The organism is Streptomyces ziwulingensis (assembly GCF_039542605.1).
GTDB classification, from domain to species: domain Bacteria; phylum Actinomycetota; class Actinomycetes; order Streptomycetales; family Streptomycetaceae; genus Streptomyces; species Streptomyces ziwulingensis.
In genome coordinates this window covers 1-23,641 of record NZ_BAABIG010000027.1, presented here as the reverse complement: position 1 = coordinate 23,641, position 23,641 = coordinate 1, and the positions used below count along the sequence as shown (strand labels likewise).

Sequence of the window (23,641 nt, the reverse complement as noted above, 5' to 3'; positions counted from 1 at the left end):
CCGGTGGTGCGCGACGACGATGGGGGCGTCGCTTGGGCGTCCGGCGGGGTGTCATTCAGGTGTCATTCCGCACGTAGACCGGCTACCGTCGTTCGCATGGCCACTCCGAACGGAAACCTCCGAGCGGTCCGCATGGGCCTGCTCATGTCGCAAGACGAATTCGCGCGCGCCATCCGCGACGCCGGGGTCCAAGCCGGTCAGCCGAATGACGCCTCCAAGCGGCTTGTCCAGCGCTGGGAGTCGGGCACAACGGTCGCCCCGCGGCCCGTGTACGCCCGCGCGCTGGAAGTCGTGACGGGCCTGCCGATAGAGTCCCTCGGCTTCCCGCCCGCCACGCTCGCCCGGATCTCCGAGGATGGTCACGGTGGCCATGACCTGGGCTCACCCATCGGTATCCCTACGAGCAACGGTGCGCCCGCTGCGCAGGCCGCGCCGCGCGCCAGCTACTCGGGCGTCTGGCTCTCCACCTACGAGTACGTGTCCAGCGGACGAGGCGACGCCGTATTCACGGGCAAGCACCACGTCGTGCTGCTGCAGCACGGCAACAGGCTCACCGGCCGCAGCCTGCCGAACGCGTCCCTGAATCCGGGCAGTCCCCTCACCCTCGACCTCCAAGTGGAGGGCAGCACCATCACGGGGACGTGGACAGAGCAGACGGCCAGTGAGGGCTACTACCGGGGCGCCCGCTACTTCGGCGCCATCCAGATGCTGGCCGAACCGACCGCACGCCGAATGGCCGGCAAGTGGGTCGGCTTCGGCAAGGAGTTCGACGTGAACACCGGGCCATGGGAGCTACGCCTGCTCGACACGTCGACCGCGAAGGCGCAGCTCGACTCGTACAACCGGCCACCCGACTGACTCCTGGACGCGAGAAAGCGGCTCCTGTCCTCCCGGAGGAGTACCGGAGCCGCTTCGTCAGTCGATGTTGTAGGGGATCAGCTCCAGGGGGGTCTCCTCCGGCGCCTCGTGCCGGGCGGCGAGGGGCTGCCCCGTAGCTCGCTGCCGTCCCGGGTGTCCTCCAACTCGGCCGGCCTGTCGGCCCGGGGAGGGCAGGGGCGACTGTAGTGGACTGGAAGAAGGTGGCTGGTCCGTCAGCGGGTGTTCCTCCGTGGGTGCGTGCTCGGGTCCTGCCGCCACAGCAGGAACCGGTTCCGGTACAGCCGTCCATCTGCTTCCTGGGCCATCCGGTGGCTGGACAACTCGCCGTGTCCGACGAGTCCACGGCAGTCCGCTGGTTCGAGCCATCCGAAGTCGTCGACCTGCCCATGGTCGAAAGCATCCGCAAGCGGGTCGACGACTGGCGTTCCGGAGCAATGCCCGCACTGCGCTGACCCCGGACATGACGAGAGCGGCCCTCACCCTCCCCCGGGCGTGTGGAGGTGGCGGGTTCCGCGGCCGACGCTGCCCATGTCCGGTGGCGGCCGGGCCGATGGGCGTGCCGTACGGAGGAACGCTCTCGTAGCGTGGCCCTGCCCATCCGCCCCATGCCCATACGGCCATCTGCTGCTCATACGGCCGCCTGGCCGCCTGGCCGCCTGGCCGCCTGCCCGTTCACCCACCTCACCGGAGCCCGCCGATGCCTCTCCCGTACGTCCTCCTCTCCGCAGCCGTCTCCCTCGACGGGTATCTGGACGACACCGGACCCGAGCGTCTTCTGCTCTCCTCCCCGGCCGACTTCGACCGGGTCGACGACGTGCGGGCGTCCGTCGACGCGATTCTGGTCGGGGCCGGCACGATCCGGGCCGACAATCCGCGGTTGCTGGTGAACTCGGCCGAGCGGCGGGCTCTCAGGGTCGGGGAGGGGCGGGCGGAGTTTCCGTTGAAGGTCACCGTCAGCGGGTCGGGCGAGCTGGACCCGGGCGCCGCCTTCTGGCACACGGGGGGTGCGAAGGTGCTGCTGACCACCGACCGGGGGGCCGCCCGCGCCCACGCTCTCGGAATCGCCGCCGAGGTCGTCCCGCTCGGGGCCGAACTGGACTGGTGGGCGGCGTTGGCGCACCTGTACGAGCGGTACGGTGTGCGGCGACTGATGGTCGAGGGGGGCGGGACGGTCCACACCCAACTGCTGCGCGAGGGCCTCGCCGACGAACTGCAACTCGTTCTCGCCCCGCTGCTCGTCGGCGACCCGGACGCGCCCCGCCTGTTCGGGCCCGGCGGCTACCAGCGCGGAAGGCTGCGCCTGGTGGAGACCCGGCGGATCGAGGACGTCGTCCTGATGCGCTACGAGCCGACCGCCCCCGGCACCGGAAGCCGCGCGTCCGCCGCCGACCGGCACTGGCTCGCCCTCGCCTGCGAGCTGGCCGCGCTCTGCCCGCCCTCGCGGACGGCCTTCAGCGTGGGCGCGGTCGTGGTCGGCGCCGACGGTACGGAACTCGCGCGGGGGTACTCCCGGGAGGGCGGGGACCTCGTCGCGCACGCCGAGGAGGCCGCCCTCGCCAAGATCGACGCCACCGACCCGAGGCTGCCCGCCGCCACCGTCTACAGCAGCCTGGAGCCCTGCGCCCACCGCGCCTCCCGGCCCGCGCCCTGCGCCCGGCTCATCCTCGACGCGGGCATCCGCCGCGTCGTCACCGCCTGGCGGGAGCCGGACACCTTCGTGGTGGCGGCCGACGGCAGCGGGCTGCTCGCCGCGGCCGGCGCCGCCGTCGTCGTACTCCCGGAGTACGAGGAGCGGGCCAGGCGGCCCAATCTCCATCTGCCGGGCTGAGCACGGCTGGGGCCGATCGGCCCAACCCGTACTGCGCCGCGCCCGCCGCACCGGCACGCTGCCAAGTGTTTCCGTCCCCGACCGACGCGGAGGTGGCCATGAGGGCAGTGGGCAGGCGGGCGACGGCTCTGGCGGTGGCGGTGCTGCTCGCGGGGCTCGCCGCCGGGTGCGGTGACGAGTCGGGGCGGGCGAGGGTGCGGGCGCTGCCCGCCGACGCGGAGTTCACCCACCCCGGGGTGCTCGTCAGCGACGCCCAGCTCGACACCGTGCGCGAGAAGACCACCGCCGGGCGGCAGCCCTGGCTCACCGCGTACCTGGCGATGCGGGACAGCGAGTACGGCTCGTACAAGTACCGGGCCCGGCCCTTCACGACGGTGCACTGTCCGGGCGGGGAGGAGGCCGGCCGCGGCTGTGCCGAGGAGCGGGCGGACGCCATCGCCGCCTACACGCAGGCCCTGCTCTTCGGCGTCACCGGCAAACCGCAGCACGCCGGCCAGGCCCGGCAGATCATGGACGCCTGGTCGGCGAGGCTGACGGACCACACCGGCGCCAACGCCGGGCTGCAGGCGGGGTGGACCGCCTCGACCTGGGCGCGGGCCGCGGAACTGGTCCGCCACACACCGGACGCCGGCTGGCCGGAGAGCCGGGTGCGGCGGTTCGAGAAGATGCTGCGCGGCGCGCACCTGCCCCGGCTGACGAAGAAGGTCCCCGACTTCAACGGCAACTGGGATCTGGTCATGACCGACGGGGCGATCTCCGCGGCCGTCTTCCTCGACGACCACAAGGCGTTCGACCAGGCCCTCAAGCGGGTCCGGGACCGGGTGCCCGCCTACTTCTACCTGGAGAAGGACGGCAAGCTGCCGTACACCCCGGCGGGCAGCGCCATCGACACCCCGAAGCGGCTGACGACGTACTGGTTCGAGCAGGCCACGTACAAGGACGGCGTCACCCAGGAGACCTGCCGGAACTTCGCGCACGTCGGCCACTCCATCGCCGCCACCGCCCACATCGCGGAGACCGCCTGGCACCAGGGCGTCGACCTGTACGCCGAGGTGAAGGACCGGCTGAAGGCCGCGCTCGCCCTGCACGCCCGCCACCAGGCGTCGAAGACCGCGCCGAAGTGGCTGTGCGGCGGCAAGGTCGAGCGGGACCTCGGGCCCGACCTGGAGGTCGCCCTCAACCACCTGGAGAACCGGCTCGGCGACTCCGTCCCGGCCGCCCACCGGCTCGCCGCCCGCACCCGCCCGGCCGGCACCGACGACCTCTTCGTCTCCTGGGAGACGCTGACCCACGCGGACAACCCCGGCCGGTGAGACGGGCCGCGGATCACCGCCGCGGATCACCGGTGTGCGCACCGCCCTGAACATGGCGTACACTAAAACCACAACGACGCGGGGTGGAGCAGCTCGGTAGCTCGCTGGGCTCATAACCCAGAGGTCGCAGGTTCAAATCCTGTCCCCGCTACTGAAGGCCGATGGCCGGGATCCGACAAGGATCCCGGCCATCGGTGCGTTCGCCCTCCTCTCCCTCTCCCGTCCTCTCTCCATGTCGCGTCATCCGTCCGGCTCACACCGGTCGCCGCCCGTCCCGGTTCCGGGAACCCTGGACGGACGGGACGGCGGCGTGGACGTACGTGGACGTACATGGGTGGCGGGAGACGAGTGGTGCGGCCTGGTGACGTGGACGAGGGACCGTACGCCAGGGCCGGCGGCCGGCTCCCCGGCGACCCCGTGCCCGACCCCGGCCTCGGACACGCACACGAGCACGCACACGGGCACGGCGGCGACGGACACGGGCACGGCGCGGCACGGCCCGGCGTCCGGTCCCTCGGGCGGGAGGAACGGCGGTTCACCAGCGTCCGGCGGTTCGTGCGGCTGCTCCCCCTGCTGCTGATCGCCGTCGCCGTCGTCTACGACTGCCTCACCCCCCGCTACTTCACCGCCGGCCCGCTCTACACCGCCGCGCCCCTGGTCGCCGCCCCGCTCTATTCGCGGCGCGGCACCCTGTTCACCGGGATCGCCGTCGTCGTCGCCGTGACCGCGCTCCAGTTCACCAAGGACGTCGCCCACTACATCGACTCGATCACCGAACTGGTGACCATCGCGACCGTCGCCGCCCTCGCCGTCTTCGTCAACGCCTTCGTCCGCCGCACCGACGAACGCCTCGCCTCCGCCCGGGAGATCGCCGAGGCCGCCCAGCGCGCCGTGCTGCCCGAGCCCGCCGGGCGGATCGGCGGCTTCGAGATCGCGGCCTGCTACGAGGCGGCCCAGGCCGACGCGTTCATCGGCGGCGACCTGTACGCGGTGCAGGACAGCCCGCGCGGCGTCCGGATGATCGTCGGGGACGTGCGCGGCAAGGGGATGGGGGCGGTCGCGGCCGTCGCCGTCGTGATCGGCGCCTTCCGGGAGGCCGCCGAGCAGGAGGCCACCCTGGAGGCGGTCGCGCAGCGGCTGGAGCGGGCGCTGGCCCGCGAGGGCACCCGGCGCGAGGGACTGGACGCCTTCGAGGGGTTCACCACCGCCATCCTCGTCGAACTCCCGCACGGCGGCTCCGTGGTCCGCCTCGTCAACCGCGGCCATCCGCCGCCCCTGCTGCTGTACTCCGACGGCACCCTGCGGACGCTCTCCGCCCGGGACGCCGCGCTCCCGCTCGGCATGGGCGAACTCGGCGTCTGGCCCGATCGCGCCGAGGAGAGCGCCTTCCCCGGCGGCTCCACCCTGCTGCTCTACACCGACGGACTCTCCGAGGCCCGGGACGCCGAGGGCGAGTTCTACGACCCCCAGAAGCGGCTGGCGGGCCGCGACTTCGGCGACCCCGGCGCGCTGCTGGACCACCTCGCCGAGGACGTGCGCCGGCACTCCGGGGGCGGCATGGCGGACGACATGGCGCTGCTCGCCGTACAACGTCCTTGATCATTGTCACCGGTGGTGAGCGCGCGACCGGCGTTTGGTAACGGCTGACATACCGTCAGGTTTAGCCGGTCGGAAAATGGGTTCCCCGGAGACGGTGGAAGGGCGGTCAAGTCGCCCGGTTTTCAGCGGTCATGCGGCCTTGCTCCCCGCCGGATTTCCTAATGATCAAGAGGAACGGCTTGGAATCCGTGCCACGCGTCTATTAACGTTCGATAACGCAGCGCGGTCGTCCCAGCCGTCACAGAAGGCGGCTCCGCGCGCACGCGCCGAATCCCGTGAGGGAACCGGGGAACCACCACCTTGGGGTGAATCGCGAGTCCGCCGCCGTGGCGACACGGCCGGTATACGCGCGTAGGAGACCTTCCTGCTCCGAACCCGTCAGCTAACCCGGTAGGCGGAGACGGAAGGAAAGGAGCACGCCCACGTGGCGTCCAACCGGCCTGCCCCCGAGGCCCACTTCGCGCCTACCCCGCGCGACACCGAGACGTTCGGTTACGGCGCCGTCCGCGCCGACGAGGGCCCCTTCGAGGAGTGGAACCCCACCGCGGAGTCCGTACTTCCCGTACGCGGCCGGCACCGGGTCGCCAAGCAGCGCGGCGGTCTCGCCCGCAGCTCCACCGTCCTCGGCGTCGGCGTCATAGCGGCCGTCGGAGCCGGCGGCATGGCCAGCGCGCAGACCGGCAAGCCGCCGGTCTCGATCTCCATGCCGGACCTGCCCAACGTGGGCTCGCTCATCTCGGACGACGAGGAGCCCGAGCCCCAGGGTTCGGCCACCCCGCTCAGCGGCGTCGCCGCCGTCGCCGTGGCCGACACCGAGCAGCGCACCACCGCCGGTGAGGCGCTGGTCGGCCGCATCATGGCGCAGGCCGAGCAGCAGCAGGACCAGGCCGAGAGCAAGGCCGCCGCCGAGGCGAAGGCCGCCGCCGAGAAGAAGGCGGCCGAGGCCGCCGAGAAGGCGGAGAAGGAGGCGGAGGCCAAGGCCGCCGCCGAGAAGAAGAAGGCGGCCGCCGAGGCGGCGAAGAAGGCCGAGGCCGAGCGCCTCGCCAAGCTCGCCGCGCAGTACGCGCTGCCGACCTCCGCGTACACGATCACCTCCACCTTCGGGCAGGCCGGCGCCTACTGGTCGTCCGGTTACCACACCGGCCTCGACTTCGCCGCGCCCACCGGCACGCTGATCAAGGCGGTCCACACCGGGACCATCACCGAGGCGGGCTGGGCCGGCTCCTACGGCTACCGCACCATCCTCACCCTCGACGACGGCACCGAGCTGTGGTTCTGCCACCAGTCCTCGATCAGCGTCAGCGTCGGCCAGAAGGTCAGCACGGGCGATGTCATCGGCCGCGTCGGCGCCACCGGCAACGTCACCGGCGCCCACCTCCACCTGGAGGTCCACCCCGGCGGGGCCGCCTCCGGCATCGACCCGATGGCCTGGCTCCAGGGCAAGGGCCTCACCCCCTGATCCCCGGCGGTCCTGACGAACACCCCCCGACGTCAGGGCTGCCGGTTCACGGACGGTACGGGTTGTAGCTGTAGGCGTACGTGGTGGGCGTGGTGTAGGCGCTGTGCGGGTGGCAGGCGTTGTACACGGTGTGCGCGTTGTACGTGCTGTAGGCGTTGTACGTGGTCTGGGCGTTGTGTGTGATGTACGGGTACGGCGGCCATGGCGGGGCGGCGAGCGGTACCGCAGGCGCGGTGGCGCGGGCCGCGTGGTCCAGAGCCGGGTGGGCCGCCTCGCGCCGGTGCCACAGCTCCTGGAGCAGTTCCCGCTCCCGGGCCGCGAAGTCCGGGCCCGCCCGGCCGTCGCGCGCCCGGTGCCGGAGGAACGCCAGTTCGGTCGCGTACGCCTCGTACTGGGTCACCGCCCGCGCCGCGGCCTTCCCGGCGCGGTGGCGGGCGTACGCGCGGGCCAGGCGCCGCGCCTTCAGCGAGGCCAGCGCGTACGGCTCGGCCGGGGTCAGCCAGCCGGCCATCGCGTAGACCGGCAGCTCCTGTCGTATCGTGCTCAGCTCGCGCTGGCGGGTCCAGACGGCCAGCCAGGTCAGCAGTCCGAACGCGGGCACCATGAACGCCGCGTAGACGCCGAAGAAGCCGTACTCCCCCAGCGTCGACGAGCCGTTCCACAGCGCGTGCATGCCCATCGCGAGCAGCAGGCCGGCCAGCGGGAGCAGGACGCGCCGGGCACGGGGGCGGCCGCCGCGCAGCGCGGCGATGCCGAAGCCGATGCCGGTGAGCACCGTGAAGAGCGGGTGCGCGAAGGGCGACATGACGATGCGGACGAAGAACGTCGCCGCGGTGACGGAGGCGATGCCGCTCTCGCCGCTGAGCCGGTCGGTGCCGAAGGCGGTGCCGAGGTAGAGGATGTTCTCGGTGAAGGCGAAGCCGGTGGCGGTGACGCCGGCGACCACGACGCCGTCGAGGATTCCGGTGAAGTCGCGTCTGCGGAAGAGGAAGACCAGCAGGACGGCGGCGGCCTTGGCGGACTCCTCCACCACCGGGGCTATGACGGTGGCCCCCAGGGTGTCCGCGCCGGCCGGATCGGCGGTGGCCGTGGCTATCCAGCGGGTCGCGAAGGTGTTGGCGACGATGGCTATCAGCGCCGCCGCGCAGGCGCCCCAGGCGAAGCAGAACACCATGGTCCGCCAGGGGCCCGGGGCCACCCGGTCCAGCCACCGGAAGGCGGCCAGCAGCAGCGGCACGGGCAGCACGGCGAGCCCGAGGCCGACCAGGAACCCCTCGGTGCCGGTCTGCTCGCGCACCAGGGACAGGATGACCAGACCGGAGAGCGCGAAGAGGGTGCCCAGCGCGCCGTAGCGCACCCACGCGCGCTGCCACCAGTGCGGGTGCGGGAGGCGGTGGGCGTCGTCGGGGGGACCGCTTGCGGGCGTCGGACGCGGGGAACTGGTGGCCACGGCATCGACCCTAACGAGACGAGGGGCCCGGTCTTCAGGCGCCGGTGGGGGGCAGGTCCTGGTGCTGGTCCTGCCGCTGTACCCGGTGCGGTACGCGGCGGAAGAGCAGATCGTTCACCACATGACCCTTTTCCAGTCCCTGACCCTCGAAACGGGTCTGCGGACGGTGGGCGGGGCGGGGCGCGAAACCGCCGTCGGGCCGGGTGTTCTCGAAGTCGGGGTGGTCGGTGAGGACCTCCAGCATCTGCTCGGCGTACGGCTCCCAGTCGGTGGCGCAGTGCAGGGTCGCGCCCGGCCGCAGCCGGGCGGCGGCCAGCGTGAGGAACTCCGGCTGGATCAGCCGGCGCTTGTGGTGCCGCTTCTTCGGCCAGGGGTCGGGGAAGTAGACGCGCAGGCCGGCCAGGGAGTCGGGGGCGAGCATCTCGCGGAGCAGGATGATCGCGTCGCCGTTGCCGACCCGGACGTTGGTCAGGCCGTCCCGCTCGGCGAGACCGAGGAGGTGGCCCTGGCCGGGGGTGTGGACGTCGGCGGCCAGCACGTTGGTGCCGGGGTCGGCGGCGGCCATCCGGGCCGTGGTCTCGCCCATGCCGAAACCGACCTCCAGGACCACCGGGCGGTCGTCGCCGAACAGCTCGGTGAGGTCGAGGACGCGCTGCCCGTCGATGTCCAGCCCCCACTTCGGCCACAGCCGCTGCAGGGCGTCCGCCTGGCCCGCGGTGACCCGGCTGCGCCGGGGCTGGAAGCTGCGGATCCGCCGCTCGAAGTGGCTGCCGGCCGGGTCGGCCCGGGGGCCGTCCGGGAACCGCGGCTCACCCTTGGGCCGGGTGTGCCGCGCGGACACCGGGACCGGGGAGGCGGGGGCGGGGGACTCGGGGGTGGGGGCCGGGGAGTCGGGGGTGGAGACCGGGGACTCGGATGTGAGGACCGGGGACTCGGGGGTGGGGTGGGAATCAGACACAGTGGCTTCGATTTTACGGGCCGCCGGGGTGGGCGCGGGGCTGCGGCTCGGGCGGGGAGCCGTCGGAGGGGCCGGCGGAGGGGTCGTGCCGCGGCGCCCGGTCACGCCGCGGCGCCCTCGGCGCGGCCGAGCGCGGTCAGGGCGCGGCGGGCCACCTCCCGGCCGATGGGGAGGGCGGCGGTGGCCGCGGGGGAGGGCGCGTTGAGCACATGGACCGCGCGGGGGGCCTCGCGGACCAGGAAGTCGTCGACCAGCGTGCCGTCCGCCAGTACGGCCTGGGCCCGCACTCCGGCGGAGGCCGGCACCAGGTCGTCCTCCGTCACCGCGGGCAGCAGCCGGCGCACCGCCGCCGTGAACGCCTTCTTCGACAGGGACCGCCGCAGCTCGCCGGTGCCGTACCGCCAGTGCCGGCGGGCGATTCTCCAGGAGCCGGGCCAGGTGAGGGTGGCGGCCAGCTCGCGGGGGCGCACCACGCCCCAGCCGTAGCCCTCCCGGGCGAGGGCGGGCACCGCGTTGGGGCCGAGGTGGACGCTGCCGTCGAGGGAGCGGGTGAGGTGCACGCCGAGGAAGGGGAACGCCGGGTCGGGCACCGGATAGACCAGCCCGCGCACCAGCTCCGGCCGGGCCAGCTCGTAGTACTCCCCGCGGAACGGGACGATCCGCATCCTCGGGTCGTCGCCGGTGAGCCGGGCGATCTCGTCGCAGCGCAGGCCGGCGCAGTTGACCAGGACCCGGCCGCGCACCACGTCCCCGGACCGGGTGCGCACGGCGACGCCGAGGTCCGGCCGGCGGTCGACGCGCAGCACCTGGGCGCCGTAGCGGATCTCGGCCCCGGAGGCGGTGGCGAGCTGCCGGGCGACGGCCACGTAGTCGCAGGTGCCGGTGGTGGCGACGTGTATGGCGGCCAGGCCCCGGACCTCCGGCTCGTACTGAGCGATCTGGGCGGCGCCCAGTTCCCGCACCGGGATGCCGTTCTCCCGGCCGCGCTGCACGAGGGCGTGCAGGCGGGGCAGCTCCGCGCGCTCGGTGGCGACGATCAGCTTGCCGGTGACCGCGTGGCCGATGCCGTACTCCGCGCAGAATTTGATCATCTCGGCGGCGCCGCGCACCGCGTACCGGGCCTTCAGGGAGCCGGGGCGGTAGTAGACGCCGCTGTGGATGACGCCGCTGTTGCGGCCCGTCTGGTGGCGGGCCGGGCCGGGCTCCTTCTCCAGGACCGTGACCCGGGTGCCGGGGGCGGCGCGCGAGATCGCGTACGCCGTCGACAGACCGACGATCCCGCCGCCGATCACCAGCACGTCGCAGTCGTACGCGGATGCGCGCGCCTGCGCCGGTGCGGATGCGCTCTGTGGCCGCACCTGCCTCACCTCCCGGGTCCGATAGTGCCTTGCGCCACTGACAACGCCCTCAAACCCGGGAAGCGAAAAGCGGACGCGTCGGTTCAGGCGGGGGCCATCAGCAGCGGGCGGGCGCGCTCGCGCAACTCGACCACGCGCGGCTCGTCGCCGTAGGGCTCCAGCCGCTGGAGGAGGTCCTTGACGTACTCGGTGGTGCGGGCGGAGGAGATCCGTCCGGCGACCTCGACGGCGCGCACACCCTGCTCGCAGGCGGCGTCCAGGTTCCCCGACTCCAGTTCGGCCACGGCCGACACCACCAGGCGCAGTCCGTGCGAGCGGACGAACTCCTCGGTGGGCCGGGAGAGTGCCTGCTCGGTGAAGCGCCGCACCTGGCGGGGTGCCTTCAGGTCGCGGTAGCACTCGGCGGCGTCGGCGGCGAAGCGGTCGTAGGAGTAGAAGCCCAGCCACTTCGGGTCGCTGTCGCCGGACCGGGCGCGCTCCAGCCAGCTCTCGGCCGATTTCAGCGCCCCGCCGGCGGCGTGCGCGTCGCCCGCCCGCGCGTGCGCACGGGCCTCCACCAGGCGGAAGAAGCTCATGGTGCGGGCCGTCGCCAGACCGCGGTTGCGTTCCAGGGCGGCCTGCGCGAGGTCGACGCCCTCGTCGCCGAAGCCGCGGTAGGTGGCCTGGAGCGACATGGAGGCCAGGACGTATCCCCCCAGCGGGACGTCGGCCGCCGCGCGTGCCAGGCGCAGCGCCTGGATGTAGTAGCGCTGGGCGGCCTCCTGCTGGCCGGTGTCGAAGGCCATCCAGCCCGCCAGGCGGGTCAGTTCGGCCGAGGCGCCGAACAGGGCGCGGCCGACCTCGTCGGAGTAGGAGCCGAGCAGCAGGGGTGCCGCCTCGACCCGTAAGCACTCGGGGACCATCGAGGAGCGCCAGTCGCCGCCGCCGTACTTGGAGTCCCAGCGGCGGGCGTCCTCCGCGGCCTCCCGCAGCTTGCCCACGTCGCTGTGGCCGACTTTCAGCGGTGCGCCGGAGCCCTCGGCCGGGCTCGCCTCGCGCGCCACCGAGCTGTCGGCCGGGGTTATCAGCCAGCGCGAGGCGGGCGTCGCGTACGCGCTCACCGCGAACGAGCCGGCCAGCGACTGCCAGATGCCGCCGCCGCCCGCGCGGCGGCCGGCGAGGTCGAGGCGGTACAGGTCGGTCGCCGAACGCACCGCCTGTGCGACGTCCCGGGGGAAGGCGAGGCCCACCTCCGGCGCGGGATCCGCGTCCGCCAGGCCGATCTCGTGCAGCGGCACCGGGCGGCCGAGTTTCTGGCCGATGGCGGCGGCGATGAGGTGCGGGGCGGCGCCCTGCGGCACCATGCCCTTCGACACCCACCGCGCCACCGACGTCTTGTCGTAGCGAAGCGTCAGCCCGCGTTGCCCGCCGAGGTCGTTGACGCGCCGCGCGAGTCCTGCGTTGCTGATTCCCGCGAGGGCGAGAACGGCGCCGAGTTTCTCGTTCGGCCCGCGTTGCTCCCTGGACATGCGCCACCCCTCGACACAGACGGCTGTCGCGCTGGCATAACCATGCGGCATTCGTAAACCCAGCGTAGTTCGCCGCATCCCAAGCGTTAAGAGGCATTGTTCCGGATGGCGGGATTGTGGTCCGCCCGTAACCGCGGGGCATGTACGGAGTGTTGCCGTGTGCTCCCGATGTGTGGCCGTGCGCCTGTGTGTGCGCTCTACTCCGGCCACCGGGGGAGCGGTTCCATGGGCGGTGCGTGGGTCGGCCCGCTGTACTGGATCCAGTGGGCTGGGGGACACCGCCGCCTACATCCCCGCGGGTGGCGGACCGGTCCGGGAGACGTGCTCCGTCTCCCGGACCGTGCGTCACGGAACGACACGCAAAGCCTGTACGGAGCGTGTTCGAACACATCGTCGGCTTTGCTAATTGGCTGAATATCTACCCCGTCTCTTTTTGGGCACCACCGCTCTCACCATGGCAGTTGAGGGCGCGTTGGATGTTCTTGGGGCGCGTAGTGGGGGCGCATTCGCGTCGCGGCTGCCTGCCCGCGGGAAAGTACCGAGACCGCCGCCCCTCGCCGGGCCAGGACGCCCCGGCCGAGGCCCCGGCGGCTCCGCCGCCGCTCTGGCGCGCGCCCTTCATGGCAGCATGGGGAACCAGTTCGTGCGGTGCACTGGTTGTCCCCAGCCTGTGGAGGCGTCGATGCGGTGGTTGGTGGGATGGAGCAGCGCCGCCGTGCACGTCGCGGGAGCAGCGGGGTCCATGGGTTCCGCGGGGTCCGGGGGGTCGACGGGGTCCCGGGACGACCTCGGGTACGGCGGGCCCGGCTCGGCGGGCGCCACCGGGTACGACGGTGAGACCGTGCACCCGGTGGGCTCCCAACTCCTGTGGGGCGACCCCGATCCGCTCTGGGCGGTCGGCGACTGGCGCCCCGACGAGGTGCGCGTGGTCAGCGCGGACGCCCACACCCGGATCGCGATCCTCGGCATCTGCGGGGCCGGCGACGAACAGTTGCGCGTCGCGCTGTTCGCCGCGCGCGGCGGCGCGCTGCGGCATCTGACCGCCTGGCCGGGCAGTTACACCGCCGTCGTCCAGGTCGGGCGCCGGATCACGGTCTGCGGCGACCTCGCGGGCGCCCGCCCGGTCTTCCACACCCCGTGGGCCGGCGGCACCGCGTACGCGACCGCCGCGCTGCCGCTCGCCGACCTTGTCGAGGCCAACCTCGACTTCCCCTACCTCGCCGCGCTGCTGGCCGCCCCCGACGTACCCGCCGCGCTCGACGACTCCACCCCGTACGACGGCGTGAAGCGGCTTCCGCCGGGGCACGCGCTGATCCTGCGCGCCGGGGCGCGGGAGATCGCCGGGTACGAGCCGGTCGCCTCCCTCGCCGTGGCGGCGGCCCCGACCGACCCCGACAGCGCGGTGGACGGTGTCCGGGACGCGCTGGTGGAGGCGGTACGGACCCGGCTCGCCGCGCCCCGGCACGTCCCCGGCGACGGCATCGACCCCGGTCCGGTGCCCGGCATGGGTCCGGCGGAGCGGCGTGCCGCGCGCGGGATGCCGGTGCCGGGGATCGGGGCGGACCTGTCCGGCGGACCGGCGTCGGGGACGCTGGCGCTGCTCGCGGCGGGCCTGCCGGGGAGGCCGGGGACCGTCCTCGGGCACGGCACGGGCGCCGGGGAGCGGCTGCTGGCCGTCACCTTCAACGACCTCGCGGTCGGCGGGCGCGAGGCCGAGCTGCAACGGGCCGGCGCGCTGGCCGCCAACCCCCGGCTGCACCACGTCGTGGTGGCGGGTGACGAGGAGGTACTGCCCTACGCCGGCCTGGACGGGCCGCTGACCGACGAACCCGGGCCCAGCCTGGTGTCGGCGGCGCGGCACCGGGCGCGGCTGGCGGCCGGCAGCGCGGACCACTTCACCGGGTACGGGGCGCGGCAGGTGCTGGACGCCCATCCGGCCCGCCTGGCCGACCTGCTGATGGACCGCAGGCGGCGCCCGCTGGTGCGCCCGGTCGCCGCGCTGGCCAAGGCGGACGGGTCGGTGATGGTGCCCGCCCGGGTGTACGCGGCGGCCAGGCGGCTCTCGCGCACCCCCTACCGGAACGGCCTCGACGTCCTCGCGGAACAACTGCGGGGCCGGCACTTCGACGAGCCGGGCGACGGGGCGGCCCAGGCGTCGCTGGCGGCGCTGAGCTGGGGCAGACCGGGACCCGCGGCGCGCTGGCTGACCGGGGAGGCGCTCGCCGAGGTCGCGGTCCGGCTGCAGGCGGCGACGCAGCGGTCCGGGTCGGGAGCCGGGCAACGGCCCGGTGACCTGCGCGCGCGGGCGGCGCTGGCGCGGCAGGCGGCGGACGTCCGGGTGCTGGAGCAGGTGGCGGAGATCCGGTTCCAGCGACTGCACACCCCGTTCCTCGACAACCAGGTCGTCCGCGCCTGCCGGGCACTGCCGGAGGCGCTGCGGGTACGGCCCGGCGCGCGGGCCGCGATCCTGCGGTCGGTACTGGAGGGCGCCGGGGTGCGGGACGTCCCCAGCGGCTGGGGTACGCCGACGGAGGCGGTGGCGGCGACCACCGCGCGGGCGGGGCTGCGGCTGGCGGCGGACTCGCTGATGGGGCTCTTCGACCGGCCGCTGCTCGCGGAGGCGGGGCTGGTCGAGGCACGCGTGGTGCGCAAGGCGGTCCGGGGGGCGGCGGCGGGTGAGCTGCTGCCGCTGGACGGGCTGGCGGACCTGATCTCCCTGGAACTGTGGCTCGGGCGGCTGCTGGCCCGCCGCGGCACCTGCTGGACGGGGACACCGGCGCGGGCGCGGGCGGTACCCGCGGGAATCGCGCCGCTGCGGGGGGCGCTGGCCTCCGGCGGCTGAGCGGGGACCCGGCCGGGGCGGCCCGCACCCGCGAGTCCGGCGCGCTGCGGCGCGCTACTCCGCCCGGTCCACCGGCGCCACCGTGCCGGAGGGGCTGTGTGGTCCGGCGACCAGCCGCACGCTCAGCCGTACGGTCTCCCGGCCCGCGAGGTCCACCCGGACGGGCACCGCCGCGTTTCCGCCCGCGACCGTCCCGGACCGCCACAGCCGTACGCCGTCCGCGTCCACGGTGATGCCGTACGACCACTCGTGCCGCTGGTGGGCGGGGGGTGCGGGCGCGGGCGGCGGCGGGGTGGGGGTGGGCTTCGGCGTGGGTGCGGGTGTCGGTGGGGGAGTCGCGGACGGCGTGGGTGTCGGGGGCCGCGTGGTCGAGGGCCGGGGTGTCGGGGGCCCGGGTGGCGGTGGCTCCGGGGCCGGGGCCGGCGTCGAGGGCGTACGGCGCGGGGGTTGCGGGGCCTGCGGGGCCGCCGGTGGGCGTGGGGACGGCTCGCGGGGTGTCGGAGCGCTCTCCGTGGGCCGGGTCACCGCCGGGGGCGGCGCCGACGCCGCCCGCGGTTCCCTGTCCGGGGCGTCACCGCCGGTCAGCGCCAGCACCACCGTCGCGATCCCGGCCGCGGCCACGCCGACGGCGATACCGGCCTTCGCGGGCACACCCAGCCCCTGCGACGCCGCCCCGCCCGCGCCCGCCCCGCCCGCCCCCGCGCCGGCGGCCGAGGCGGCGACGATCCCGGCCGCCTTGGCGTACCCCGCCACCCCGAACCAGCCGATGACCGCGACCGGCACGAGCGCCGGGATGCCGCTCGCGACCTCCTCGATCTGGATCGCCGCCAGCCGGCACCTGGCGCACTCCTCCAGATGCCGCCGCAGGCCCCGCTCGGCCCGGGTGCGCAGCCTTCCGCGCGCGTAGGTGCCCAGCCGGTCCGCGTACCGGGCGCACTCCTCGTCGTCGGCGAGGGCGGCGCTGACATGGGCCTGGAGGTACGCCTGCTTCAGCCCCTCCCGGGCCCGGCCGGCGAGCACCCGTGTGCCGTTGGCGTCCAGACCGAAGAGCGTCGCCACCTGGCTCGGCGACTCCTCCTCGACCTCGGTGTGCCACAGCACGGCCTGCCACCGCTCGGGCAGCGACCTGAACGCCCGCACGGCCATGGACCGCTCGGCCTCGTGCAGCGCCCGGACATCGGCGCCCGGGTCGAGGATGGCCTCGTCCGCGACGGACGGCGCGCGCGCGGACCGCGCGGCGAACACCGCGAAGTCCTCCACGAGCTGCTCGCGCCGGGCCGACCGGGTCCAGCCGGCGGCGACGTGCCGGACGGTGGTGAGCAGGTACGCGCGTACGGCGTGCTCCGGCCCGGCACCGCCGCGCACCGCCTGGAGCACGCGGGCGAAGACCTCGGCGGTCAGGTCGTCCGCGGTGTGGGCGTCGCGGCAGCAGGTGCGCGCGTACCGGCGTACCGCCTCGGCGTGGCGCCGGAACAGCTCCTCGTACGCGGAGTCGTCGCCCGAACGCAGCCACCCGAGGAGTTCGGCGTCGGACGGGGGCAGCTCACGCGGCGGTGGCAGGACGCGCGGCGGTGGCAGGACACCGTCCTCCGCGCCGCCGTCACCGAGTGACTCGTCCCGCCCGTCAACACCCATCGCGGAAAGCCCCCGCCGCCTGCCCACCCGACCCGAACACCGGGTCAGCGTGGCACAGGGAGGCCGCACCGGAACCGCACGCGGCACACCCTCACCCGTCCGGGGGGTTTCGCCTGCAACACAGTACTGACCGTCACCCGTTCGAGGAGCCCCGCGTGCGTCGCGGCCGCCTCGCTCAGCTCACGCCGGGCGGGACCGCAGCCCCTCCAGCAGGATGTCCAGTAAACGGGACGACGCCGCCGCCTGCTGCGCCGCGTCGGGCAGCGACGGCGCCGCCGTGGCTATCACCAGCAGTACGTCCGAGACCGACACGTCCGGCCGGAGCTGGCCCGCCGCCCGCGCACGGTCCACGAGCCGGCCCACGACCTCCAGCAGCGTCGCCGCCCCCGGGTCGTCCTCCACCGAGACGGAGACGGACACCGGCGCCGGCGCGGACACGGGCGCGGGCGCGGACACCGGCGCCGACCCGACCGAGGCCGCGGCACCCGGCCCCTGCTCCGGCACCAGCCGCAGCTCACCCCCGCCCGGCTGCATCCGCTGCTGCGGCACCCGCGGCTCGCCGGTCGCACCGGCGTCGGCGGACTCGTCCGCCACCCCGACCCGCAGCACCTGCGGCGGCAGCAGCCGTCCGGCGCCGGACGCCACCGACGTCCGCAGGAACCGGGAGAGCGCCGACCACGGCTCGTCCTCCTGACCGAGCGCGGAGCGCGCCTGATCGGTCAGCCGGGCCGTCTCCTCCTCCGCTATCCGGCGCACCAGGACGTCCTTGCTGGGGAAGCGCCGGTACACCGTGCCCACCCCCACCCGGGCGCGCCGCGCCACGTCCTCCATCGGCGCCCCGTACCCCAGCTCGCCGAACACCTCGCGGGCGGCCCGCAGCACGTGCTCCAGGTTGCGCTGTGCGTCCACCCGCAGCGGCGCGTTCCGCGCGCCGTCCCCGCGTGCGCCCGTCGTCGCGCTCATCGTGCCGCCGGTGGCGACAGCGGATGCGGACGACCAATGAGAGTCCTGAACATGCATAGACAATCCCCCGGTAATGACGTCTCCCCCCGGAGACTCTCCCCGTCATCGAAAGCCGGAGCGTGTCGGACTGGGCCCCGTTCCCGGGCCGCCCGTCGCGGACCCGGGGGACACGTCCCCCTGCACCCCGTCGACACGAACATAGTTGAGTGGGAGTCAATTCAGAAGGGGCAGGTTCCGCACGACGGGATCCCTGATCGGAGCACGGATCGAGTACGCCCCCGGCGGACCTCCCGCCGCACCCGGTATCACCGGCGCTGACCTGCGCTTCCTCCTCCCGCACCGGACGAGCCGCCGCCCCGCCGCGCGTCTGCCCTCCGGTCATACGAATTGCTGTGCCTGTGGACAAACGCAAGCGGCGGGTGCGTCATGGGATGGTGAAGGAACGCGTGCGCATTCTCGTTGTCGGCGGTGGCTACGTCGGGATGTACACGGCCCTGCGTCTCCAGCGGAAGCTCAGCGCCGAACTGCGCCGGGGCGAGGCGGAGATCACGGTCGTCACCCCCGACCCCTACATGACGTATCAGCCGTTCCTGCCCGAAGCGGCCGCCGGCTCGATCTCCCCGCGCCACGTCGTGGTGCCCCTGCGGCGTGTCCTCGGCCGGTGCCGTGTCATCGTCGGCGAGGCCGAGTCGATCGACCACGCCCGCCGCACCGCCGCCGTCACCACCCTCGCCACCGGCGAGGCGCGCACCGGCGCCCGCCCGCTGCGCTACGACGAACTCGTCCTCGCCCCCGGCTCCGTCTCGCGCGCCCTGCCCGTCCCCGGTCTCGCCGAGCACGGCATCGGCTTCAAGACCGTCGAGGAGGCCATCGGGCTGCGCAACCACGTCATCGAGCAGATGGACATCGCCTCCTCCACCCGCGACCCCGAGATCCGCGACGCCGCCCTGACCTTCGTCTTCGTCGGCGGCGGCTACGCGGGCGTGGAGGCCCTCGGCGAGCTGGAGGACATGGCCCGCTACGCCGCCCGCTACTACCACAACGTCCGGCCCGAGGACATGAAGTGGGTCCTGGTCGAGGCCACCGGCCGCATCCTCCCCGAGGTCGGCGTGGAACTCGGCCGCTACACCCTCACCGAACTGCGCCGCCGCAACATCGACGTCCGGCTGGAGACCCGCCTGGACTCCTGCGCCGACCGCGTCGCCGTCCTCAGCGACGGCGCCCGGTTCCCCACGCGTACGGTCGTCTGGACGGCCGGTGTCAAACCCCATCCGGTCCTCGCCGCCACCGACCTGCCCCTGACCGCGCGCGGCCGGCTGCGCTGCACCCCCCAGCTCCGCGTCGAGGGCGTCCCCCACGCGTGGGCCGCGGGAGACGCCGCCGCCGTCCCGGACGTCACCGCCGACCCGCCCGGCACCCTCTGCGCCCCGCACGCCCAGCACGCCCTCCGCCAGGCCCGGGTCCTCGGCGACAACCTGGTGCACAGCCTGCGCGGCGAGCCCCTGGAGACGTACGCGCACAAGTACGCCGGCTCGGTCGCCTCCCTCGGCTTCCACCAGGGCGTCGCACAGGTCTACGGCCGCCGGCTCAAGGGCTACCCGGCGTGGTTCATGCACCGCGCGTACCACCTCAGCCGCGTCCCCACCTTCAACCGCAAGGCACGCGTGCTCGCCGAATGGACCCTGTCCGGCCTGTTCAAGCGGGAGATCGTGTCCCTGGGTTCACTCGAACACCCCCGCGCGGAGTTCGAACTCGCGGCCGGTGGAAAGCATTCTCAGGATCCCCCGGAGAACCCGAAGGGGTCGTCCTGACCGGACCCAGGAACTCCGTCGCCCGGCCCGGCGTCTGACGGATGCCGGCCCGGTCGGCGCCCTGCCAGACTGGTCCACCACCGCGGGCGGGCCACCGCTCGCCCCGCGCGGCCTTCGGGCCTCGGCCGGTTCCGGTGCCGGCCGCCGACGACTACACGAGGCAAGGATTCGTGAACTTCACGCGCTGGAGCGCCCGACTCCCCGGAACACAGCGCCGCGCCCTGGCGCGGACCGACACCACGGTCTCCCCGGACCGGCGGGGAGAGAGCGCCGTGCCCGCCGCCCGTGTGGAACAACTGACCGACGAGGCCCCGCCCGTCCCGGCCGTCGACGACCTCCCGGTCCGTGACGTCCTCGACCGCGTCCCGGCCCTCGTCGCGCTCGTCCACGGCCCCGACCACCGCATCGCCTACGTCAACGACGCCTTCACGGCGGCCTTCGGCGTCCGCCCCCTGGGCGAACGCGCCCGCGAGGCGCTGCCCGAGGTGGCCGAACTGGGCCTCTTCCCGCTCCTGGACCAGGTCCAGCGCAGCGGCAGACCCCGCACGCTCAAGTCCCGCAAGGCCCCCGACGGCCGCTCCTACACCTTCACCTGCACCCCGGTCACCGAAGGCGGCGACAGCGGGGTGCTCGTCTTCGCCACCGACGTCACCGACCACGCCGAGGCCGCCGAACGCCTGCGCGCGAGCGAACGCCGCCAGCGCGAGACCGCCGTCACCCTCCAGCGCTCCCTGCTCCCCCAGGAACTGGAGGAGCCCGACGACCTCCGCGTCGCCGCCACCTACCACCCGGGCGGCACCGAGGCCGCGGTCGGCGGCGACTGGTACGACGTGATCACCCTCGGCGGCGGCCGCACGGCGCTCGTCATCGGCGACGTCATGGGCAGAGGGGTCCGCGCCGCGGCCGTCATGGGCCAGCTCCGTACGGCGGTCCGCGCCTACGCCCGCCTGGACCTGCCCCCGCACGAGGTGCTCCAGCTCCTCGACGGCCTGGCCATGGAGATCGACGCCAACCAGATCGCCACCTGCGTGTACGCCGTCCACGACCCCAACGAGGGACGGCTGGTCTACGCCTCCGCCGGACACCTCCCGATCCTGGTCCGCGACGAGAGCGGGACCGTGCACCGCGCCGACGAACCGAACGGCCCGCCGCTCGGCACCGGCGGCTGGGTGCACGCCTCCGGCTCGGTCCCCCTGGCCCCGGGCTCCACGGCCGTCCTCTACACGGACGGCCTGGTCGAACGGCGCAACGAGGACCTCGACGAGGGCATCGCCGCCCTGGCGCGCGCCCTGGCCGGCGCGCGCGGCACCCCCCAGGTGATCTGCGACCGCCTGGTCCGCGCGGCGGGCGTGACCGCCGACCACGACGACGACGTGGCCGTCCTCGTGCTCCAGCACCCGGCCCGCACCGGCCCGGAGAACGACCTCTTCCGCAACGCCGCCCTGGAACTGCTCGGCGGTGTCGAGGCCGCCCCGCGCGCCCGCGCCTTCGCCTCCGGCGTCCTGACGAGCTGGCGCTTCCCCACCGACCTGCACGACCTGGGCGTCCTCGCGGCCAGCGAACTGGTCGCCAACTCCCTCCAGCACGGCACGCCCCCCATGCGGCTGCGGCTGCGCCGCACCGACCGCCGCCTGATCATCGAGGTCACCGACGGCGACGACCACCTGCCCAGACGCCGCAGAGCGGAACCGGCCGACGAGTCCGGCCGGGGCATCGCGATCGTCGCCACCATCGCCTCCCACTGGGGGAGCCGGCGCACCCCCGGCGGCGGCAAGGCGGTCTGGTGCGAGTTCATCCTGCCCCGGCCGTGACCCCGGGTCCGCTCCCCGCCGTCACGCCTACGCGCGGCTCGGCGACCCGGCGGGCGCGCCGCTCTGCCGGACCACCCGGCTGCGCAGCAGCCACGGCCGGTCCTGCACCTGGGTGAGCTGCCGCCCCAACCGCACCGCCAGCACCGTCATCCCCAGCGAGAACAGCAGGAAGACCACGATGTACGGTCCGGGCAGCGCGGCGGCGAGCGGCCCGCCCACCGCCGGCCCGACGGCCAGCGCGAGCTGCTTGACCAGGGCGAAGGCGGAGTTGTACTGCCCCGCCATCCCGGTCGGCGCGAGATCCGCGACCAGCGGCACCAGGGTCGGCGACAGCAGCGACTCGCCCAGCCCGAAGAGCGCGTACGTGGAGATGAAGGCGGCCGTCGCCATGGTCTGGCTGCCGTGCCCGAGGCCGGCGTATCCGGCCACCGCCCAGGCGACGGCCCAGATCAGGCCGACGGACGCGATGACCCGCGACCGCTTCCGCCGCTCCACGAACCGCAGCACGGCGAACTGCGCGACGACGATCATCAGCGTGTTCGCCGCCAGCGCGGTGCCCAGCGCCGAGGTCGAGATCCCGGCCGCCTCGACGCCGTACGCGCTCAGCCCCGACTCGAACTGCCCGTAGCAGGCGAAGAACAGCACGAACCCCAGGACGAGCAGTTGTGCCATGGCGCGGTTGCCCAGGAGCCGCTTCCAGCTTCCCCGGGCCGACCGCCCGTCCGGAGCGTCCCCGATCCGGGGCGCACCCGGCATCCGTACGGTGGCCAGCACGGCGACCAGCACCAGGAACATCGCCGCCTCGATGGCGAAGAGCAGGGTGAAGGACGCGGCGCTGGAGGTGTCCACGAGATGCCCGCCGATGAGTCCGCCGACGCCCAGCCCGAGGTTCTGCAGGAAGAACTGGGTGGCGAACGCCCGCGACCGGGTCTCCGCCGCCGAGCAGTCCACGATCATCGTCGCCAGCGCCGGCTGCATCACGGCCTGCCCGGCGCCCAGCGCGGCGGCCGACAGCAGCACCGTCCCGGCCTGCCCCGACACGCCCAGACTCAGCGAGCCGAGCGCCGCGAGGACCAGGGCGGCGAGCAGTACCGGCAGCGGGCCGCGGCGCACGATGGCCCGCCCGGCGAGCGGCAGCACGATCAGCGCCGCCACGGCGAACACGGCGAGCACCAGCCCCGCCGTCACGGAACCCAGTCCCCGCACCTGCGCCACGTAGACGTACAGATAGGGGACGGTGAAACCGAGCCCGAACGCGCTGAGCGCGTTGCCCACATGGATCCGGCGCATCGCCGCGCCCCTCGCCCTGGTCACGTTCACCACTTTCAAGAGTTAGGAGTGAAGACTTCAGATCTAAACTTCGAAGCTAAAGATTACATTCCCAAGGACTTCAAGGCAAAGTTGTGCCGTGCCATACTGCGGCCATGGGCGACACCTCTGCTGCCGGCGAGCCGACACTCGAAGAACAGATCGCCGCGTACCAGCGCGAGTTCCAGGACCTCGACCCCCAGGTCGAGAAGATCGTGTCGGCGCTCTCCCGCCTGAACCGCCGCATGAACGTGGCCTACGGCAGACAGACCGCCGACCTCGGCATCAGCAACGCCGAGTGGGAGGTGCTCAAGGCGCTCGTCCTGTCCGGCGCCCCCTACCGCATGGGCCCCGGCGACATCGCCAAGCGCCTCGGCCTCACCCCGGCCGCGATGACCCACCGCATCGACCGCATGGTCACCGAGGGTCTCGTCACCCGCGAGCGCGACGAGAACAACCGCGTCCGTGTCATCGTCGAGCTGACGGGCGAGGGGCGGCAGAAGTGGCTGGAGGCGATGCGCCTCGCCTCGGTCTTCGAGGAGGACCTCCTCCAGGACCTCTCCCCGGACGAGCGGTCGACCCTCGGCGAGGTCCTCACCCGGCTGCTGCGCCGGGTGGAGCACGCCCAGCCCGACGCCGACGGCCGGCTCAGCGACCTCGACTGAGATCTTGACAGGCGGCGCTTGACAGCCCCCTGGCCGATCCGTAGAGTTCTTCGGGTTGCCGCAGCGCCGTAACGGTTTTGCGGTGGCACTTCCGCCGCAGAAGCGGCACCTCACACCACCAGCACCACCTCCCCCGGGGTCGAATTCGGCATGCCCGAATTCCATTCCGACTCCTCGATTTGAGGATCAGGGAGAAGGTCCGCTAAGGTTTGAGACGTCGGAAGGGCCCAACAGCCCGGAAGACACCGCCCGCT

Annotated in this window: 17 protein-coding genes, 1 tRNA gene and 1 riboswitch; of the genes, 11 read left to right on the top strand and 7 right to left on the bottom strand. The window is 73.9% G+C overall.

Going from position 1 to position 23,641, the window contains the following annotated elements; genetic code table 11:
- Positions 1–96: 96 nt before the first annotated feature.
- The 7 genes from ABEB00_RS16735 to ABEB00_RS16705 all read left to right on the top strand — a co-directional run bounded on the left by ABEB00_RS16735 (position 97) and on the right by ABEB00_RS16705 (position 7,078).
- A complete protein-coding gene (locus ABEB00_RS16735; RefSeq protein ID WP_345620504.1) occupies positions 97–858 on the top strand; it encodes a helix-turn-helix domain-containing protein in 762 nt (253 codons plus the stop codon).
- A gap of 206 nt (positions 859–1,064) precedes the next feature.
- Positions 1,065–1,331, top strand: coding sequence for an NUDIX hydrolase (locus ABEB00_RS16730; RefSeq protein ID WP_345620503.1), 267 nt, complete (start codon positions 1,065–1,067; stop codon positions 1,329–1,331).
- 245 nt (positions 1,332–1,576) lie between these two features.
- Entirely contained in the window at positions 1,577–2,707 is a 1,131-nt protein-coding gene (locus ABEB00_RS16725) for a dihydrofolate reductase family protein (RefSeq protein ID WP_345620502.1), read from the top strand.
- Positions 2,708–2,805: 98 nt separating this feature from the next.
- Positions 2,806–4,020: an alginate lyase family protein gene (locus tag ABEB00_RS16720; RefSeq protein ID WP_345620501.1), complete on the top strand. Its 1,215-nt coding sequence runs from the start codon at positions 2,806–2,808 to the stop codon at positions 4,018–4,020.
- A 77-nt stretch (positions 4,021–4,097) separates the two neighbouring features.
- Positions 4,098–4,171: transfer RNA gene (locus ABEB00_RS16715), tRNA-Met, on the top strand.
- Between the two features lie 215 nt (positions 4,172–4,386).
- Positions 4,387–5,619 carry a PP2C family protein-serine/threonine phosphatase gene (locus ABEB00_RS16710; RefSeq protein WP_345620500.1) on the top strand — a complete coding sequence of 411 codons (1,233 nt, stop codon included), beginning with the start codon at positions 4,387–4,389 and terminating at the stop codon, positions 5,617–5,619.
- 254 nt (positions 5,620–5,873) lie between these two features.
- Positions 5,874–6,031, top strand: a riboswitch (cyclic di-AMP (ydaO/yuaA leader).
- A 12-nt stretch (positions 6,032–6,043) separates the two neighbouring features.
- The gene (locus ABEB00_RS16705; RefSeq protein ID WP_345620499.1) at positions 6,044–7,078 is read left to right on the top strand and encodes a M23 family metallopeptidase; all 1,035 of its coding nucleotides are present in this window, start codon (positions 6,044–6,046) and stop codon (positions 7,076–7,078) included.
- Positions 7,079–7,124: 46 nt separating this feature from the next.
- Here ABEB00_RS16705 and ABEB00_RS16700 read toward each other — a convergent pair whose 3' ends face one another.
- The 4 genes from ABEB00_RS16700 to ABEB00_RS16685 form a co-directional block, all read right to left on the bottom strand.
- A complete protein-coding gene (locus ABEB00_RS16700) occupies positions 7,125–8,528 on the bottom strand; it encodes a PrsW family intramembrane metalloprotease (RefSeq protein WP_425586510.1) in 1,404 nt (467 codons plus the stop codon).
- Between the two features lie 34 nt (positions 8,529–8,562).
- On the bottom strand, positions 8,563–9,369 hold the full coding sequence (gene trmB / locus ABEB00_RS16695; RefSeq protein WP_345620533.1) for a tRNA (guanosine(46)-N7)-methyltransferase TrmB: 807 nt from the start codon (positions 9,367–9,369) through the stop codon (positions 8,563–8,565).
- A gap of 218 nt (positions 9,370–9,587) precedes the next feature.
- A complete protein-coding gene (lhgO, locus tag ABEB00_RS16690; RefSeq protein WP_425586509.1) occupies positions 9,588–10,853 on the bottom strand; it encodes an L-2-hydroxyglutarate oxidase in 1,266 nt (421 codons plus the stop codon).
- Between the two features lie 74 nt (positions 10,854–10,927).
- Positions 10,928–12,352, bottom strand: a complete 1,425-nt coding sequence (locus ABEB00_RS16685) for an NsdA family TPR-like regulatory protein (protein ID WP_345620497.1) — start codon at positions 12,350–12,352, stop codon at positions 10,928–10,930.
- Between the two features lie 682 nt (positions 12,353–13,034).
- Between ABEB00_RS16685 and ABEB00_RS16680 the strand changes: the two genes are divergently transcribed.
- On the top strand, positions 13,035–15,194 hold the full coding sequence (locus tag ABEB00_RS16680) for an asparagine synthase-related protein (protein ID WP_345620496.1): 2,160 nt from the start codon (positions 13,035–13,037) through the stop codon (positions 15,192–15,194).
- Between the two features lie 54 nt (positions 15,195–15,248).
- Here ABEB00_RS16680 and ABEB00_RS16675 read toward each other — a convergent pair whose 3' ends face one another.
- Together ABEB00_RS16675 and ABEB00_RS16670 are read right to left on the bottom strand one after the other, a co-directional pair.
- Entirely contained in the window at positions 15,249–16,829 is a 1,581-nt protein-coding gene (locus tag ABEB00_RS16675; protein WP_345620495.1) for a sigma-70 family RNA polymerase sigma factor, read from the bottom strand.
- A gap of 180 nt (positions 16,830–17,009) precedes the next feature.
- On the bottom strand, positions 17,010–17,849 hold the full coding sequence (locus tag ABEB00_RS16670; RefSeq protein ID WP_345620494.1) for a TetR/AcrR family transcriptional regulator: 840 nt from the start codon (positions 17,847–17,849) through the stop codon (positions 17,010–17,012).
- Between the two features lie 374 nt (positions 17,850–18,223).
- Between ABEB00_RS16670 and ABEB00_RS16665 the strand changes: the two genes are divergently transcribed.
- Entirely contained in the window at positions 18,224–19,603 is a 1,380-nt protein-coding gene (locus ABEB00_RS16665; protein WP_345620493.1) for an NAD(P)/FAD-dependent oxidoreductase, read from the top strand.
- A gap of 170 nt (positions 19,604–19,773) precedes the next feature.
- Entirely contained in the window at positions 19,774–21,414 is a 1,641-nt protein-coding gene (locus tag ABEB00_RS16660) for an ATP-binding SpoIIE family protein phosphatase (RefSeq protein ID WP_345620492.1), read from the top strand.
- 27 nt (positions 21,415–21,441) lie between these two features.
- Here ABEB00_RS16660 and ABEB00_RS16655 read toward each other — a convergent pair whose 3' ends face one another.
- Positions 21,442–22,704, bottom strand: coding sequence for an MFS transporter (locus ABEB00_RS16655; protein ID WP_345620532.1), 1,263 nt, complete (start codon positions 22,702–22,704; stop codon positions 21,442–21,444).
- 134 nt (positions 22,705–22,838) lie between these two features.
- On the opposite strand from ABEB00_RS16655, the gene ABEB00_RS16650 reads away from it, so the two are divergent.
- Complete coding sequence (locus ABEB00_RS16650; protein ID WP_345620491.1) at positions 22,839–23,387, top strand: MarR family winged helix-turn-helix transcriptional regulator; 549 nt, start codon at positions 22,839–22,841, stop codon at positions 23,385–23,387.
- Positions 23,388–23,641 lie beyond the last annotated feature (254 nt).

Excerpts from the sequence above, each read along its gene's own strand:
- ABEB00_RS16680 (WP_345620496.1), top strand. The coding sequence starts at position 13,035 with ATGCGGTGGTTGGTGGGATGGAGCAGCGCCGCCGTGCACGTCGCGGGA.
- ABEB00_RS16725 (WP_345620502.1), top strand. The coding sequence starts at position 1,577 with ATGCCTCTCCCGTACGTCCTCCTCTCCGCAGCCGTCTCCCTCGACGGG.
- ABEB00_RS16650 (WP_345620491.1), top strand. The coding sequence starts at position 22,839 with ATGGGCGACACCTCTGCTGCCGGCGAGCCGACACTCGAAGAACAGATC.
- ABEB00_RS16675 (WP_345620495.1), bottom strand. The coding sequence starts at position 16,829 with ATGGGTGTTGACGGGCGGGACGAGTCACTCGGTGACGGCGGCGCGGAG.
- ABEB00_RS16670 (WP_345620494.1), bottom strand. The coding sequence starts at position 17,849 with ATGCATGTTCAGGACTCTCATTGGTCGTCCGCATCCGCTGTCGCCACC.
- ABEB00_RS16735 (WP_345620504.1), top strand. The coding sequence starts at position 97 with ATGGCCACTCCGAACGGAAACCTCCGAGCGGTCCGCATGGGCCTGCTC.
- ABEB00_RS16685 (WP_345620497.1), bottom strand. The coding sequence starts at position 12,352 with ATGTCCAGGGAGCAACGCGGGCCGAACGAGAAACTCGGCGCCGTTCTC.
- ABEB00_RS16655 (WP_345620532.1), bottom strand. The coding sequence starts at position 22,704 with ATGCGCCGGATCCATGTGGGCAACGCGCTCAGCGCGTTCGGGCTCGGT.
- ABEB00_RS16720 (WP_345620501.1), top strand. The coding sequence starts at position 2,806 with ATGAGGGCAGTGGGCAGGCGGGCGACGGCTCTGGCGGTGGCGGTGCTG.
- ABEB00_RS16665 (WP_345620493.1), top strand. The coding sequence starts at position 18,224 with ATGGTGAAGGAACGCGTGCGCATTCTCGTTGTCGGCGGTGGCTACGTC.